This is a genomic window from Microbacterium sp. 05T445 (genome assembly GCF_056395865.1).
Window position 1 is genome coordinate 1,969,978 of record NZ_JBFTKJ010000001.1, and the last position, 14,357, is coordinate 1,984,334.

13 protein-coding genes are annotated in these 14,357 nt (G+C 66.4%); 7 read left to right on the top strand and 6 right to left on the bottom strand.

The genetic code is table 11. From position 1 onward, the window contains the following. The first annotated feature begins 509 nt into the window (after positions 1–509). The gene (locus AC1DDU_RS09360) at positions 510–1,166 is read left to right on the top strand and encodes a hypothetical protein (RefSeq protein WP_477433299.1); all 657 of its coding nucleotides are present in this window, start codon (positions 510–512) and stop codon (positions 1,164–1,166) included. 513 nt (positions 1,167–1,679) lie between these two features. On the opposite strand, the gene AC1DDU_RS09365 is transcribed toward AC1DDU_RS09360, so the two are convergent. Beyond that, complete coding sequence (locus AC1DDU_RS09365; RefSeq protein WP_477433301.1) at positions 1,680–1,949, bottom strand: helix-turn-helix domain-containing protein; 270 nt, start codon at positions 1,947–1,949, stop codon at positions 1,680–1,682. Between the two features lie 924 nt (positions 1,950–2,873). Between AC1DDU_RS09365 and AC1DDU_RS09370 the strand changes: the two genes are divergently transcribed. After that, the gene (locus AC1DDU_RS09370; protein ID WP_477433482.1) at positions 2,874–3,242 is read left to right on the top strand and encodes a hypothetical protein; all 369 of its coding nucleotides are present in this window, start codon (positions 2,874–2,876) and stop codon (positions 3,240–3,242) included. Positions 3,243–4,120: 878 nt separating this feature from the next. Here AC1DDU_RS09370 and AC1DDU_RS09375 read toward each other — a convergent pair. Continuing rightward, positions 4,121–5,635 carry an arylsulfatase gene (locus tag AC1DDU_RS09375; RefSeq protein WP_477433303.1) on the bottom strand — a complete coding sequence of 505 codons (1,515 nt, stop codon included), beginning with the start codon at positions 5,633–5,635 and terminating at the stop codon, positions 4,121–4,123. A gap of 126 nt (positions 5,636–5,761) precedes the next feature. Here AC1DDU_RS09375 and AC1DDU_RS09380 point away from each other — a divergent pair, with 126 nt between their 5' ends. Beyond that, positions 5,762–6,199 carry a hypothetical protein gene (locus tag AC1DDU_RS09380; protein WP_477433305.1) on the top strand — a complete coding sequence of 146 codons (438 nt, stop codon included), beginning with the start codon at positions 5,762–5,764 and terminating at the stop codon, positions 6,197–6,199. A 59-nt stretch (positions 6,200–6,258) separates the two neighbouring features. Here AC1DDU_RS09380 and AC1DDU_RS09385 read toward each other — a convergent pair whose 3' ends face one another. Next, positions 6,259–7,758, bottom strand: coding sequence for an arylsulfatase (locus AC1DDU_RS09385; protein WP_477433306.1), 1,500 nt, complete (start codon positions 7,756–7,758; stop codon positions 6,259–6,261). 180 nt (positions 7,759–7,938) lie between these two features. On the opposite strand from AC1DDU_RS09385, the gene AC1DDU_RS09390 reads away from it, so the two are divergent. Then, on the top strand, positions 7,939–8,367 hold the full coding sequence (locus AC1DDU_RS09390) for a nitroreductase family deazaflavin-dependent oxidoreductase (protein ID WP_477433308.1): 429 nt from the start codon (positions 7,939–7,941) through the stop codon (positions 8,365–8,367). Between the two features lie 34 nt (positions 8,368–8,401). On the opposite strand, the gene AC1DDU_RS09395 is transcribed toward AC1DDU_RS09390, so the two are convergent. Further along, a complete protein-coding gene (locus AC1DDU_RS09395) occupies positions 8,402–9,364 on the bottom strand; it encodes a helix-turn-helix transcriptional regulator (RefSeq protein WP_477433310.1) in 963 nt (320 codons plus the stop codon). 61 nt (positions 9,365–9,425) lie between these two features. Here AC1DDU_RS09395 and AC1DDU_RS09400 point away from each other — a divergent pair, with 61 nt between their 5' ends. After that, positions 9,426–10,592 (top strand): epoxide hydrolase family protein, encoded by a 1,167-nt coding sequence (locus AC1DDU_RS09400; RefSeq protein WP_477433312.1) that lies wholly within the window; start codon positions 9,426–9,428, stop codon positions 10,590–10,592. A gap of 31 nt (positions 10,593–10,623) precedes the next feature. On the opposite strand, the gene AC1DDU_RS09405 is transcribed toward AC1DDU_RS09400, so the two are convergent. Continuing rightward, positions 10,624–11,490 carry an AraC family transcriptional regulator gene (locus tag AC1DDU_RS09405; protein WP_477433314.1) on the bottom strand — a complete coding sequence of 289 codons (867 nt, stop codon included), beginning with the start codon at positions 11,488–11,490 and terminating at the stop codon, positions 10,624–10,626. Positions 11,491–11,641: 151 nt separating this feature from the next. Then, positions 11,642–12,511, bottom strand: a complete 870-nt coding sequence (locus tag AC1DDU_RS09410) for an SAM-dependent methyltransferase (protein WP_477433316.1) — start codon at positions 12,509–12,511, stop codon at positions 11,642–11,644. A 197-nt stretch (positions 12,512–12,708) separates the two neighbouring features. Between AC1DDU_RS09410 and bsh the strand changes: the two genes are divergently transcribed. Both bsh and AC1DDU_RS09420 read left to right on the top strand, forming a co-directional pair. Continuing rightward, a complete protein-coding gene (gene bsh, locus AC1DDU_RS09415) occupies positions 12,709–13,686 on the top strand; it encodes a choloylglycine hydrolase (RefSeq protein ID WP_477433318.1) in 978 nt (325 codons plus the stop codon). A gap of 69 nt (positions 13,687–13,755) precedes the next feature. Beyond that, positions 13,756–14,145 carry a hypothetical protein gene (locus AC1DDU_RS09420; RefSeq protein ID WP_477433320.1) on the top strand — a complete coding sequence of 130 codons (390 nt, stop codon included), beginning with the start codon at positions 13,756–13,758 and terminating at the stop codon, positions 14,143–14,145. The last annotated feature ends 212 nt before the right edge of the window (positions 14,146–14,357 follow it).

Sequence of the window (14,357 nt, forward strand, 5' to 3'; positions counted from 1 at the left end):
AGCGGGACACCGAGCATTGGCCCATGAAGGACGCCGACGACTCCGCATGCGATTAGTCCGATGCCACCGATTCGCCATGTGATTCTGCGTCCTCGCATGTGCCCAAGCTAGCCGCGATGGCACAAGCACCCCAACAAGCGGTGCGGCGAGCGACAACTCGAACGCGCCGAGCCCTAGGACTGGGTGCATCTGACGTCAACGTCAATCAGCCCTCGATGCTCGTCGGGGCCCGGTGGAGCGCGATGAGTGCGACAGCCACCCGGGTGGAACGTGCTCCTGGGGCGTCGCGGACAACACCGAGAATGTCGTCGACCGCCGATAGGCGTCCGTCGAAGGCATCGCGCCGAAACACTTCGCGCGGGTCGGTCGCAGAATTCCTTCCTGGTTATATTCGGTGGCTGCCCTCAAAGAGTCTCCGTACGGTCGGTAGCGAAGGCGCGTTTGGGGTCCACGAGAGACCCACACAGAAGCCTTCAGCCGAATGCACACGATGTGAACTGGAGAGATTAATGCAACGCCGCACACGCCTTTCCCTGGCTGCTCTGATGAGCGCAGGTCTCGCCCTCTTCCCCGCGACGCTCGCGTTGGCCAACGATGCGGCGGCCCCACCCATCGAAGAACCTGTCGCGGACCACCTCATCATCGACGGTGTAGAGGTGCCCGTCGCGGTGATGCCTGGCTTCGCGGAAAGCGGACCTGTCGTCATCGCCACAGACGAGGGCGTGGAGACCGGCGTCATCGAAGCAGATGGTTCCATCACCACCGACAGCGCCGCAGGCCGACCCCAGTCACGCGCGGCCCTCTCCTCGTGCACCGGGTGGACCAACTGGGTTGCGCCCGCCAACGGCGTCTGGAATCAGTCGGTCGCGGGGTGTTCCTTGATTGGAACCACCTCTACAACTAAGGCCGGGTACTCCGTCACCGTCGACGGGAATTCACTTGGCGGCGCGTGCGTCCAGATCAAGGGGCACAGGCTGACGCCCATTTCGACCGGCGGCTACCAGTGGGTGACCGACTGGTCGGGCATTGGTTGTCTGCCCGCCTACGGGGGCGCCGGCACTGGGTCGATCCTCTGGGGCAACGTCGCCGACACGACGCGCCTGCTCACTAAGGCGTCGAGCCCTGTTGTCGGATCGGCCGGGATGTTCTCAAACTCGGCCCTCTGATCCCACACTGGTCGATGGGCACGCTCGCCTGGCGAATCAGGGAGCGTGCCCATCGCGCTGTTCGTTACTTGTCTGTTCCTCCGTTTTCAGGCGGATACGCCGAATAGCTCGAAACAGTCTTGGTGGGTGACGAGCTGGGTCGACGGCCGAGATAAAGGTCGTTCACTTCGGACTGCGCTCCCAGAGGGGGCGCTCCGCGCTTCGCACGCGGACGACCTCTGATTGCACCCCAAACCAGACCCAATGCGATTGGCCCCCACAGCAGCCAGAACCCCCACTGCTGGAGGGCCGTGGCGATCGATGGGAGCCCGAAGACGCTTGCCAACACGATGGCCACGACGAGACCAACCGCCCCTAGAACAAGACCAGCACCGAGAAGACGTACCAGCATCCAACGCAGTCGCATCACGCCCGCGAGCCTCCCCGGTATCACCCGGGACGACCTGGCTCGCACTCACCTCCGGTACATCTAGTTGATCAGACCTCTGCCAACAATGTCTATGGACTCAGCAGCTACTGGACCAACTTCGGAGGACTGACCTGTAGGGCCGCAAAGATCCGCAGCAGTGTATCGATCCGAGGATTCGGGTCCCCTCCTCCGGGTGTTCTCCCTCGTTCAATGGAGCCATACGTATCGACGGAGAGTCCAGCGTCGAGGGCTAGCTGCTCCTGCGAGAGATTGCGTGCGAGGCGGAGCGAACGCAACGTCGCCCCCAGCCGAAGTGCCGCCTCATGACGTCGTTGGTCGTGAGTTCTCTCATCGATCTCCACAGCGCACTCCATCCCCGGGCGGCCGCACGGTGGGGTCGCGCAGACATTTTCGTCACACGCGCGGTCACCCCGTCCTAACTACGTAATGTCCGGCACCGACTCGAACCTGACAGTTCGCGCAGATGTTTGTCGCCACTGTCCAGTCGACTTGTGGGATGGATACAGCGGGTTCCACCGGCTTTCGGAGGACGCGCGTCGACCCATACGGTATCCGCGAGACGCTGCCTTGCTGCGGCCGTCTCGGCACAGACCTAGGGCGTGTCTGACAAAGGTTGGGGATGCTGACTGAGAGGTTGATTCCGTGTCGCGGTTCAGTTGCTCTCGGATGCTCAGTGGTCGTTGATCGACGGCATGCTCCCGAAGCCGACCGGACGGCCGGGGCGGAGTTCCGCGCACCCCTCCGCCTCAATTCCGACACGCAGTGGATGAACGAGCGTCTCCTCGAGGCGAGCTACCGCGCCCGCTTCGAGGCCGGGCGACTCGGACGAGAGCAGCTAGAAGCCTTGTACGAGGACATGACCAATTCGTTCGATCCTCGGCAGAACGCTGTGCTGGTGGGAGCAGCACGGCCCAGATCGCAGAACCCCACTCCGAAGCGACGCAAGCAACCGGAGATCGCGGCCCTGACGACCGACGCGCAGGGGAACGCTTGGCACTGGCTGGGACAGGACAACTACCAGCCGCTGACTGACGTCACCGGCTACGGTGCGCGCGGCGCTACGCGGCTGGATCGCGCCGCCAACGAGAAAATCTCGTGGCGACGTGCTCGCGCTGCGATTTTCGATGATGGAGCGGTCGGGCTGGCTTGGCAAGCCGGCGGTCATCACTACGGCGCCGACGGCGCGAGTCTGCCAGCGCGCCATGTGCCTGCAGATGGGGATTTCCTTTGTCCTGCCGCGCGGACACACCCAATCAGCAGGCTGATCGGCGGGGCCAATGCCGTACCAACCGGTCGCGTCGGGTCCCGATCCGGCACCCACCGAAACAGCGGGTGTGCGAACGACCATACCGGACAAGCCCGACACCGCCTGCCTCAACACCGGCTGCGTGTTCGGTGGCGCTTTGTCGGCGATGCGGTATCCCGAACGCGAGGTCGTCGCTGTGCCAGCCGAGCGGGTTTGGTACGAGCCGATCCGCCCCCTGGTGCCTGAAGCCCCCTGGTTCCTGACATCGAGAGGACTTCGGCCCGGATGGGTCGAGCAGTTCTGCGCTCGCGTCCTCATGTTCCCGGATGACAAAGTCATCTCCCCGGCAGACATGGGCTTCGACGACGAGTGGGATCAGCTGGGGCTCTGGCGCGTGTGAATATCGCTCGCCAGGATCGTTCCGGCGAGTAAGCCGGTGACGAAGCCGACAGTGCTCCCAAGCAAGGTGAACACAGCCTCGGTTGCCCTCCGTTGGGCCTCGGCCACATCTCCACGCATGCCCACGGGGTGCCCACATCCGGGACGGATCGGGACGACCGAGAAGGATCGGAACCGGTCGCGAGAATGATTGGATCCGCGGAATTCCGCGGCGCAACGACTCAGGTGGATCGAGAGAGATCGCACCTTGCTGGGTTCAAATCCCACCGTCACCGCCATGAAAACCCCCGATCAGTCGGGGGTTTTCGCTTTTCAGGTGGTCGTGGTGCCGGCGTGGTGCGTGTTGCCGGCCGCTGGGGACCGTCGCTCTGGCCGACGCGCGCCCGACGTTCTCGGATCCGTTCGTAGGTGCACTCGATCCAGAATCTGCTCGCTTTGAAGTCACGCTTACAGCCCCGTAAGGTGGGTTTCGGTCTGAGCCCGGACCTGATGATCTCGATCGTCATAGGTATCCCCAGTACCTAGGTATCCCCAGTACCGACTGCCTGTCCCCAGCGGGCGCGTGACGATCAGCCACGTCCGGGCGGAAGCCAAACCCTCGGACGCCGTAGCGACAATCTGCGGCGTCCGAGGGTCTTTTGCGCTCCGGGGGGGTCGAAACGCGGCGGGAGTCAGTGGCCCCAGTCCCCAGATTCCCCAGCAGGCCTTGCGCGGTCCCTCCCAGTGGGTCCGCCAGTGCCCACGGTCACGATAGCTTGTCCCCCGAAAGGTGGACAACTCTTGGCGGCAGCACAGCTTCGCTGACCCTCGCAAGGGCCCGCCCGAGTGCGTGGCGGCCCGTCACGGTGCCGGTCGAACCTCGCGCCTATGCAGGGCGGCTCAGTTGCCTTGTCGTGTGGCTGCGGCGTCGAGGACGACTTGCACCATGGCCTGGGGATTGAAGTCAGGTGGCGCTTGGCTGGGCGGGAAGTCGATGAAGGTGTCGGCGTGCTGCTTGACGAGGGCCGCGGCGGGAAGCACGGTCCAGAGCTTCTCGCCGGCGTAGAGCGGGTAGTACGGCGCGGTCATGTGGCGCTCGAAGGGGTCCGCGCGCAGGTTCACCGGGAGCGGGACGGTGGGCTTGAGGAGGGCGCCGGCGAACCAGTCGTCCTTGGTCTGGAAGTGCACCTTCCAGTTGTTGTAGCGCAGCGCGAAGAGTTCGTGCTCGCCCCAGTAGAAGAACTCGTGGCGGGGTGACTCGTCCACCTCGCCGGCGAGGTAGGGCAGCTGGTTGTAGCCGTCCAGGTGCACACGGAAATGCTTGTCCCCGGCCGGGTAGCCCTCCAGCAGCTGCTCCTTGATGTCGGGGACGCCCACGGCGGCCATGATCGTGGGGACGATGTCTTCGAGTGAGGTGATGCCGTTGAGTACCTGGCCGGGTGGGATGTGGCCGGGCCAGCGGATCAGCAGCGGGGAGCGGAAGCCGCCCTCCCAGCCGAGACCCTTCTCGCCGCGGAATGGAGAGGTGCCGCCATCGGGCCAGGTGAAGGCTTCGGCCCCGTTGTCGCTCGCGAACACCACGATCGTGTCGTCCGCGATCCCCAGCTCATCGAGCTTCGCGAGGAGTTCGCCGACGACCCAGTCCAACTCCTGCATGCCGTCGGCGTACCGGCCGAGTCCGGTCTTGTCCTTCCAGCGCTCCGACAGGCGCGTCCACACGTGCATCCGGGTGGTGTTGTGCCAGAGCAGGAATGGTTCCCCGGCGGCGTGGGCGCGATCGATGAAGTCCAGGGAGTGGGTGAGGAGATCGTCCTCGATGGTCTCCATGCGTTTGCGAGTGAGCGGCCCGGAGTCCACGATGGTCTGCTTGCCGACGGGGCCGAACCGGGGATCCACCGTCGGGTCGTCTACGTCGGTGGCCTTGCAGTCGAGCACGCCGCGGGGCATGAACAACTGCTGCATCATCGGCAGATGCTTGGGGTACTCCGGCTGCTCCGGTTCTTCCTCGGCATTGAGGTGGTACAGATTGCCGTAGAACTCATCGAACCCGTGCACGGTCGGCAGGAACTTGTTCCGGTCACCCAGATGGTTCTTCCCGATCTGCGCGGTGCGATACCCCAACGGCTTGATCAGTTCTGCCAGGGTGGGGTCCTCGGGCTGAAGACCCTGTTCCGCACCTGGCAGGCCGACCGTGGTCAAGCCGGTGCGGACCGGGATCTGACCGGTGATGAACGCGGCACGACCGGCGGTACAGCTGGCCTGCGCGTAATGATCGGTGAGGATGACGCCTTCCGCACCGATCCGGTCGATGTTCGGCGTCGGCGCACCCATGATCCCGCGATGGTAGGCACCGACATCGAACCAGCCGATGTCGTCGGCCATGATCAACAGCACGTTGGGCTTGTCAGAAGACATGGCGCCTCATCTCATCGGCCGCGACCCTGCGACGCTCCGAGCGTAGCCGCCGCCCAACGCCTCGCATAGGGTTCGGATCGGGGACGAGCGGAACCCTCCGAATTCTGCGCTAAGCAAGGAGCACCGATGTCTGGAGGCACCATGGGCGCTGCTCGAGTGTGGTCGGGAACCGCGACGGTCGCGCTGGCAGGTCTCCTGCTGGTGGGCTGCACCGCCGCGATCGAGCAGCCGGCGGAGTTCGCGCGAGCGCAGACTGCGCGCGATCGGCCTCCGGCGGAGCCTTCCGACGCTGACCCGACCATCGATGCCGAGAGCACCCGGTTCGTTGGTGAGGCTGAGGGGTACGACCTCTACCTCGCCCGACCGATGGAGTGGGATGACGGCATCTGTGTGATCTTCGTCGATGCGAGCACCGAAGAGTGGTATAGCACGGGGTGCGGCGCCGGCGACGGAGTCGGCGTCGAGCTCCCGTCAGGGACGCGAGTCGAGGTCGGGAACTTCCAGTACCAAGACGCCGCCGAGCGCACGCAGTTGAGCGACAGCGTGGCGCTCTTGAAGGGCTGAGCCCTGGAGGTCGTCTACGTGGGCGATTTCACTCGTTGCGGCTCTCTCGGAACCGCGGGTCAGGACGCGCCGTTGACCCCCTGGAGCTTGGCGAGGACCTGCTCCATGTTGAAGGTCGAGGGGGCCTGCCGCCTCGGGAACTCCGCGAGCGTCTGCAACATCTCACCGACGAACATCTGGGCCGGGACGAACAGGAAGATGTGGTCGAGCACCCAGTCCCAGTAGGTGTTCGAGGTGATGTCGGCGCGCTCGTAGGGGTCGGTGCGGAGGTTGAAGAGCTTCGGGAATCGCAATTCGGTGAACGGCTCCTGCCAGATCTGGAGCGTGCCGGTCGCCCTCTGCTCGAGGAACACGAACTTCCAGTTGTCGTAGCGCAGCGCGGTGAGGTCGCCGTCATCCGATACGTAGAAGAAGTACTCCCGAGCACTCGTGTCGCTCTTGCCGGTGATGTAGTCGAGCTGGTTGTTGCCGTCCAAGTGGACCTTGTACTCGGTGCCGTTCAGCTCGACGCCGTCGCGCAGCTGCTCGGCGATGTCCGGGTTGCCGACCGCCGCGAGCAGCGTGACGAACCAGTCGTTGTGGCTCACGATGCCGTTGAGCGTCGTGCCCGCAGGGATGCGACCTGGCCAGCGCACCATCGCCGGCACACGATAGGCGCCCTCCCAGTTGGAGTTCTTCTCGTTGCGGAACGGTGTCATCCCGGCATCCGGCCAGCTGTTCATATGCGGGCCGTTGTCGGTGGAGTACATGACGATCGTGTCGTCCGCGATCCCCAGCGCATCGAGCTCGTCGAGCAGGTCGCCCACGATGTCGTCGTGGTACAGCATCGTGTCGTGGTACGGCGACTGCCAGCGTCCGGCGCGGCCGAGGTCCTCTTCGCGGGTATGCGTGCGGAAGTGCATGTGCGTCGAGTTGAACCACAGGAAGAACGGGGTGTCCGCCTCGTTCTGGCGGCGCATGAAGTCGATCGCGGCGTCGCGGAACTCCTCGTCGCACGTCTCCATGCGCTTCTTCGTGAGCGGCCCGGTGTCCTCGATGCGCTGCGTGCCGTCGGGGTTCGCCCACGTGCGGAGCACCCCGCGCGGACCGAACCGCTTCCGGAAGTTCGGGAAGTCCGCCTCGGTCGGATAGTCGGGCAGCTCCGGCTCCTCCTCCGCGTTCAGGTGGTAGAGGTTGCCGAAGAACTCGTCGAAGCCGTGCGCGGTCGGGAGGAACTCGTCCCGATCGCCGAAGTGGTTCTTGCCGAACTGTCCGGTGGCATACCCTTCCTGCTTCAGCGCGGTGGCGATCGTCGGGTCCTCCGCTCGCAGCCCGAGATCCGCACCGGGCAGCCCGACCTTCGTGAGGCCCGTGCGATACGGGTTCTGGCCCGTGATGAACGCTGCACGCCCCGCCGTGCAACTCTGCTCACCGTAGTAGTCGGTGAACTTCACTCCCTCGTCCGCGATCCGGTCGATGTTCGGAGTGCGATACCCCATGAGTCCCTGCGAGTAGGTGCTGAGATTCGAGATCCCGATGTCGTCGCCCCAGATGATCAGGATGTTGGGCTTGCTGGCCATCACGGAACCTTCCGTCGAGGGACTGTCCGGCCATTCAAGCATCGCCGCAGACTCCGCAACAGAACGCCCCCGTTGCCGCGTCGTCATCCCGGCAGCCGAAGTGATGTCGCGCGGGCATAGTCTCGGCGCGGAAACGTTCTGGTCTGTTGAGGCGACTGCAACTCTGAGGAAGGAGCCACGATGCCTGACCGCAACGATTGGAACGCGAACACGATCGCGGAGTTCCGTGCCAACAAGGGCAAGGTCGGCGGTTACTTCGAGGGCGCGCCGATCGTGCTGATGCACCACCGAGGGCGCAAGAGCGGGACCGAGCATGTGACCCCGGTGATGTATCTGCTCGACCCGGCAGACCCCGCAAGTATCTACGTCTTCGCGACCAAGGCCGGTGCGCCGACGAATCCGGCCTGGTACTACAACCTCACGGCTGCCGGCAGTGGCAGTGTCGAAGTCGGCGAGGAGCAGTACAACGTGACGGTGCGGGAGGTACACGGGGCCGAACGCGACAGGGTCTACGCCGAGCAGGTGCGTCGGTTTCCGGGTTTCGGCGACTACGAAGTGCGCACGAAGGGCGTCCGCACGATCCCTGTTCTCGAACTGCGCCGTGTGTGAGCGCCGGGCGACGCTCGCGGCCCGGGGGGCGCGTTCACGGCCCGCCCTGCTCGGCGCGTGAGAGTCGTGCGGCGAGGTTCGTGAGCGCCTCGCGGATCTCCTCCCCCTCGAGCACCTCGAACTCGATGCCGGCGAGACCGATGTAGAGGACGAACTCCTCCGGGCTGCGGGACCCGGCGGCGAGGATGCTCGTTCCCTCGCCACCGTCGACGACCTCGGCGATCGTCGTGTCGAAGTGCTGCCTGACGATCTCCGGAGGTGCGTGCATCCGGACGCGGGCGCGGTACGGGTAGGGCGCCGTGGTGATGCTCTGCACGGTGAACTGCCGCACCGCATCCTCCGGGATGTCGCGGCGAGCGAAGGAATCGCGCAGGGCGACGGGTCGCCGCATCCGATCCATCCGCAGCGTGAGCCACGCGTCGCGCTCCGCGTCCCTGGCCACGAGGTACCACCGCTCGGCCGTGTGGACGATGCGGTGCGGCTCGACGATGCGACGCACCTCCTCGCCGTCGTGGCGGGTGTAGTCGATCTGCAGACGACGGTGTTCCGCGATGGCCGCGGTCACGCTCGTCAGGATCGCGACGTCCACGTCGTCGTGACGGGTCGAGAGCGGGAGCATCGCCTGTTCGATCTCGACGATCTGGCGCCGAGTGGATGCCGAGAGCGACTGCTCCAGCTTCGCCAGGGCGCGCGCCGCAGATTCTTCGATGCCGGTGACGACACTCGTGGCGGCCGCGCGGAGTCCGACCGCGATCGCGACGGCCTCATCCGCAGAGAGCGTCAGCGGCGGAACGGACGCGCCGGCGCCGAGGCGATAGCCGCCGTGTCGGCCCCGTGTCGCGTCGATGCCGTAACCGAGCTCGCGCAGGTCGTCGATGTCGCGCCGGAGCGTTCTGTCGCTCACCTCGAGGCGGTCGCGCAGTTCGGCACCGCTCCATTCGCGGCGGGACTGCAGCAGGGCGAGGAGCTCGAGCGTGCGGCCGGTGGTGCGGGTCATGCGTCGATCCTTCTTCGATATCAGGACATATTCTGACCACTTGTGAGCGGAGAGTGAAGTCATGAACACGACGTACACCGATCCGCGCATCCGCCCGTTCCGCATCGAGGTCTCCGACGCGGCGGTCGAAGACCTGCGTTCCCGCCTGCAGAACGCCCGCTTCGCAGCACCGTTGCCTGGCGACGACTGGAACACCGGCATCCCCTCCGGAGAGCTCGCCGATCTGATCGCGCGCTGGGCCGATCACGACTGGCGTGCGACCGAGGAGCGGCTCAATGCTCTGCCGCAGATCATCACCGACATCGACGGGCAGAACCTGCATGCCGTGCACGTGCGGTCGCCGCATCCTGATGCCGTGCCGCTGCTGCTCATGCACGGCTGGCCGGGGTCCTTCCTCGAGTTCGAGAAGCTCATCGGCCCGCTGACGGACCCGCCCGCGTACGGGGGAGACGCCCGTGATGCGTCCGACGTGGTGATCCCGTCGCACCCCGGGTTCGGCTTCTCCATGCCCCTCGTCGGTGCCGACTGGAAGCGCGGCGACATCGCGGCGGTGATGCTCGAACTGATGGCGCGGCTCGGATACGAGCGGTTCGCCGTGCAGGGCGGCGATGTCGGTGCCGGGGTCGCCCCCGAGATCGGACGCCTCGCGCCCGACCGGGTGATCGGCGTGCACGCGAACGGGTCGCTGGGCACGTTCGTCGGTCAGGTCGACGACGAGGCGGCGGCGGCCCTCACGCCGCGCGATCAAGACCGTCTCCGTCGGGTCGCGGAGTTCATGCAGCGCGAGTTCGGCTACATCGCCATCCAGTCGACGCGGCCCGGGCTCGTCGGGCAGACGCTGACGGACAGCCCCACGGCGCAGTTCGCGTGGATCTTCGACAAGCTGCAGGCGTGGACGCATCCCGCCGAGCGATCGGCTGTCGACATCCTCGGCGAGCGGTTCGTGTTCGAGAATGCGGCGCTGTACTGGTTCACCGCTTCGGGCGGGAGTTCCGCGTACGTGGGCTACGCGCAGGATGCGGCGTGGGGCGTGGTGCCCGAGAGCTCCGGGGTGCCCACCGCGGTCATCGTCTTCGCACACGATGTGGGTCTGCGGTTCGCGGAGGAGCAGGCGAACAACATCGTCCGGTGGACGGACGTCGACGGTCGCGGCGGCCACTTCGCCGCGATGGAGGAGCCGGAGCTGCTGCTCGAGGATCTGCGGGAGTTCATCCGCACCGTGCGGTGAGTCCCATCATCCGGTCCCCCCGCGAGGACGGCTACCCCCTCTCCACCGGCAGCCACAGCTCGCACGTCGCAGTGCTGAAGTCGGCGGAGCGATCGAGCACGGCGACGATCGACGGCCCGGGGCGGAGCCGCCAGGGGTTCGACGGGAACCACTCACTCGCCGTTGCAGCCCACGTCGACTGCAGCGCGGCGGGGTAGGCGCCCTCTGAGCGGAAGACCGCCCAGGCTCCGGCCGCTACCTCGATGACGTCGAGGTCATCCGGTACAGCGCTGCCCTCGCCGACGGCGACGCCGTGGAGGTAGGTCAATTCGCTGCCTTCGCGGTAGTCGGGATCGACGTCGGCGCTGACCTGCAGGAGTCCGGCCGGCTCGGTGCTGCTCAGTTCCTTCAGCCGCGCGTGCTCACTCGCGGGCAATGCGGCGATGTGCGACTGGATGTGCGGATTGACGCCCTCGTGGATGAGGGGGACGCGAGCGGCGCGACCGACGAGCAGGAAAGCCGGCTGATCGGCGATGCGGGTGTCCATGGGTGAGTTCCCTTCTACGGTCAGGCGGAACCTGAGCTGCGGTTGTGAGCGAAGGGGACCGCCGTCGCGACGCACGTCAGCGGGGCTGACGCCGTGCACCGCGCGGAACGCTCGGCTGAACGCTTCCGTGGAGCCGTAGCCGTGGCGCACCGCGATCTCGAGCAGGTCGTCGTCGCCGATCAGGTCGGCGGCGGCGACGGTCATGCGGCGACGCCGGACATACTCCGACAACGGCATGCCCGCGAGCGAGGAGAACATCCGACGCACGTGGTACTCGGTGGTGCCCAGGCCCGTCGCGACTCGGGCGAGGTCGACGTCGTCCGACAGGTCCGCCTCGACGAGCTCGATGACCCGGTTGAGGATCGCGATCACGGTCCCTCCTTTCCCATCAAGCCTCGCCAGACGACATGCTTCGCGCCCGACTATCGCGGTTCGATCCGATCGTGCCTGACGGCGAGCGTCTGGGGGAGCCCGCGTCGCCGCGGTCCCGTGATCTGCGTTCGGGAGAGGTGGGGGATCCGCGTCAGCGCGGCAGGTGCGCCGTGACGAAGCCGCCGCGCTGCGACTGCGGCGCCGGCTCTCCGCGCTCGACGCCCAGGGGTCGACCGTAGCGGCTTTCGAGGTCCTCGACCGAGACGGATGCGCTCGCCCACCCCGCCGCCTCGAGGACCGTGGCGGGGTCGGGTGGGTCGGTGCGTGCAAGAAGGTCGTCGAACGGGATGCCGGTGGCCGCGGCGAACGTACGCAGCTGCTCCCTCGTCTCCGGCGTATCCGTCAGCGCGGGGGCGCGTTCGATCACCACGCGCGAACCAGGAGCGGAGAGGGCCACGACGTCGTCGAGAACGCCCTGCTGGTCATGGGCGCTCAGATACGGGAGGAGTCCCTCGAGCATCCAGTGCGTCGGCTCACCGGGAGAGAACCCGTGGGCAACGATCAGCGATGCCCACGGCGCCGTGACGTCGGCCGCCAACGGCACGCGCTCACATATCGGCGACGCGCCCGCCGCCGCCATCGCCGAGCCGAGGAACCGGATCACCTCGGCGCCGTCGAGTTCGAACACGCGCGTGCCGGCCGGCCACTCGAGCCGCCAGGAGCGCGTGTCGAGGCCGCTGCCGAGGATGACGACCTGACGGGCGCCGGTGGATCGGAGCTCGTCGTCGATGAAGCGGGTGCGCAGGCCGATGTAGGCGGCACCGAGGAGCATCGACTGCTCGATCGCGGGAATGCGTTCGCCTTCCCCCGGCCACCGCTTCGGGAACGGCACCGCCACCCCCGACTCGTCCACCAGCAGCGATGCCCAGGGATCGTGCACGAGGGCATCATCGCGAGCGGATTCGAGTGCACGCGCGGCCGCGACCGCGACCGCGGTCACACCGACACCGGAAACCGACATGGACCCCATCCTCGCCGCTCGGCTGCCGGCGTCCGCGCCGGATTCGCTCGCAGCAGAACCCGCCGATGGATGCCGCGGCGGCCGGGGCGTGCGCAGGAGAGGAGCGCAACCCCCTGGCTGATGCTCCATCTTTGCTGTTAGGCAGGAATCGGGAGGGCGTCCAGAGAATCCGACGGCACCAAACGGAAGGCAGCCTTATGTGCACCGGACTGAGCTACACCACCGCAGATCACTACTTCGGACGGAATCTCGACCTGGAGTTCTCGTACAACGAGACGGTCACCGTCACCCCGAGGAACTTTCCATTCGAGTTCCGGAAGGCGCCGACGCTCACGACCCATCACGCGATCATCGGCATCGCGACGGTCGCGGACGGGTACCCGCTGTACTACGACGCCGTCAACGAGAAGGGCCTCGGCATGGCGGGTCTGAACTTCCCGGACAACGCCGACTACAAGCCCGAGGCATCCGACAAGACGAACATCACGCCGTTCGAGTTCATCCCGTGGATCCTGGGACAGTTCGAGACGGTCGAGCAGGTCAAGACGGCTTTGGCCGACATGAGCCTGCTGAACGTCTCGTTCAGCGAGGCTTTCCCGCTGTCCCCTCTGCACTGGATCATCGCCGACAAGACGCAGTCCATCACCGTCGAGAGCGTGAAGGAGGGGCTGCGCGTCTACGACAACCCCTTCGGCGTGCTCACGAACAACCCGACGTTCGACATCCAGAGCTTCACGTTGAACAACTACATGCAGCTGTCGACGTACCCGCCCGAGAATCGTTTCGCGCCGGGGCTTCAGTTCGACACCTACAGCCGTGGCATGGGTGCGATCGGGCTTCCGGGCGACCTGTCGTCGGCGTCGCGATTCGCGAAGGCGGTGTTCACGCGGATGAACTCCGTCGCCGGCGAGTCCGAGTCGGAGTCGATCAGCCAGTTCTTCCACATCCTCGGGTCCGTCGCGCAGCAGCGCGGGTGCGTGCACGTCGGCGATGAGGGCAAGTTCGAGATCACGATCTACTCGTCGTGCTGCAACACCGACAAGGGGATCTACTACTACACGACCTACGAGAACAGCCAGGTCAGCGGGGTCGACATGCACCAGGAAGACCTCGGGGCCGCCGCGCTGGTCTCCTATCCGCTGATCAAGGGCCAGCAGATCCACATGCAGAACTGACGGATCACGCCACCTGTCCCGCGGATTCCGGGGGATGTGCAACCGCGCCCATCGGACCAGAATGGCGCCATGAAGCAGACTGCCGTGTACCAGCCGGGTGTGTGCAACATCGGGCCGGCCGAGATCCGCAAGCGTCGCGCGTCCGGGTGGGTGGGGCTCGCGGTGGCGGTCGGGTTCCTCGTGCTCGCCTTCGCCCTCGGCTGGGCGGCACCGTGGCGGCTGCTGGTGGCGTTGCCGGTGTTCCTGTCGGCGCAGGGGTTCCTGCAGGCCGCGTTCCACTTCTGCGTCGGCTTCGCGACGCGCGGGCTCTACAACTTCGGAGAGCTCGGGGCGGAGGAGAACGTGCAGGATGCCGAGTTCCGCCGCAAGGACCAGCGCAAGGCGGCGCTCATCAGCCTGCTGGCGTTCGCCATCGCGGCCGTCGTCGCGCTCATCGCATTCGTGATCCCGCTCGGCTGACCCGCCGGTTCTCCACAGCACCGGGCGCGGCCGTCCACGCGGCCGGTCGTTATGCGATCGTGACGGGTGGAGTGTCAGGCAGCGCCGTCTCCGGACAATTCACCAGGTGGCGGTGTCGTTCGAGAGAGCGGATGCCGACACCCACCTGTGCCGCAGCCACCCGGTGCGGCCGGCGCCGCGCCGGGAACACTCGGGCCGGCTCGCCGCGAAGG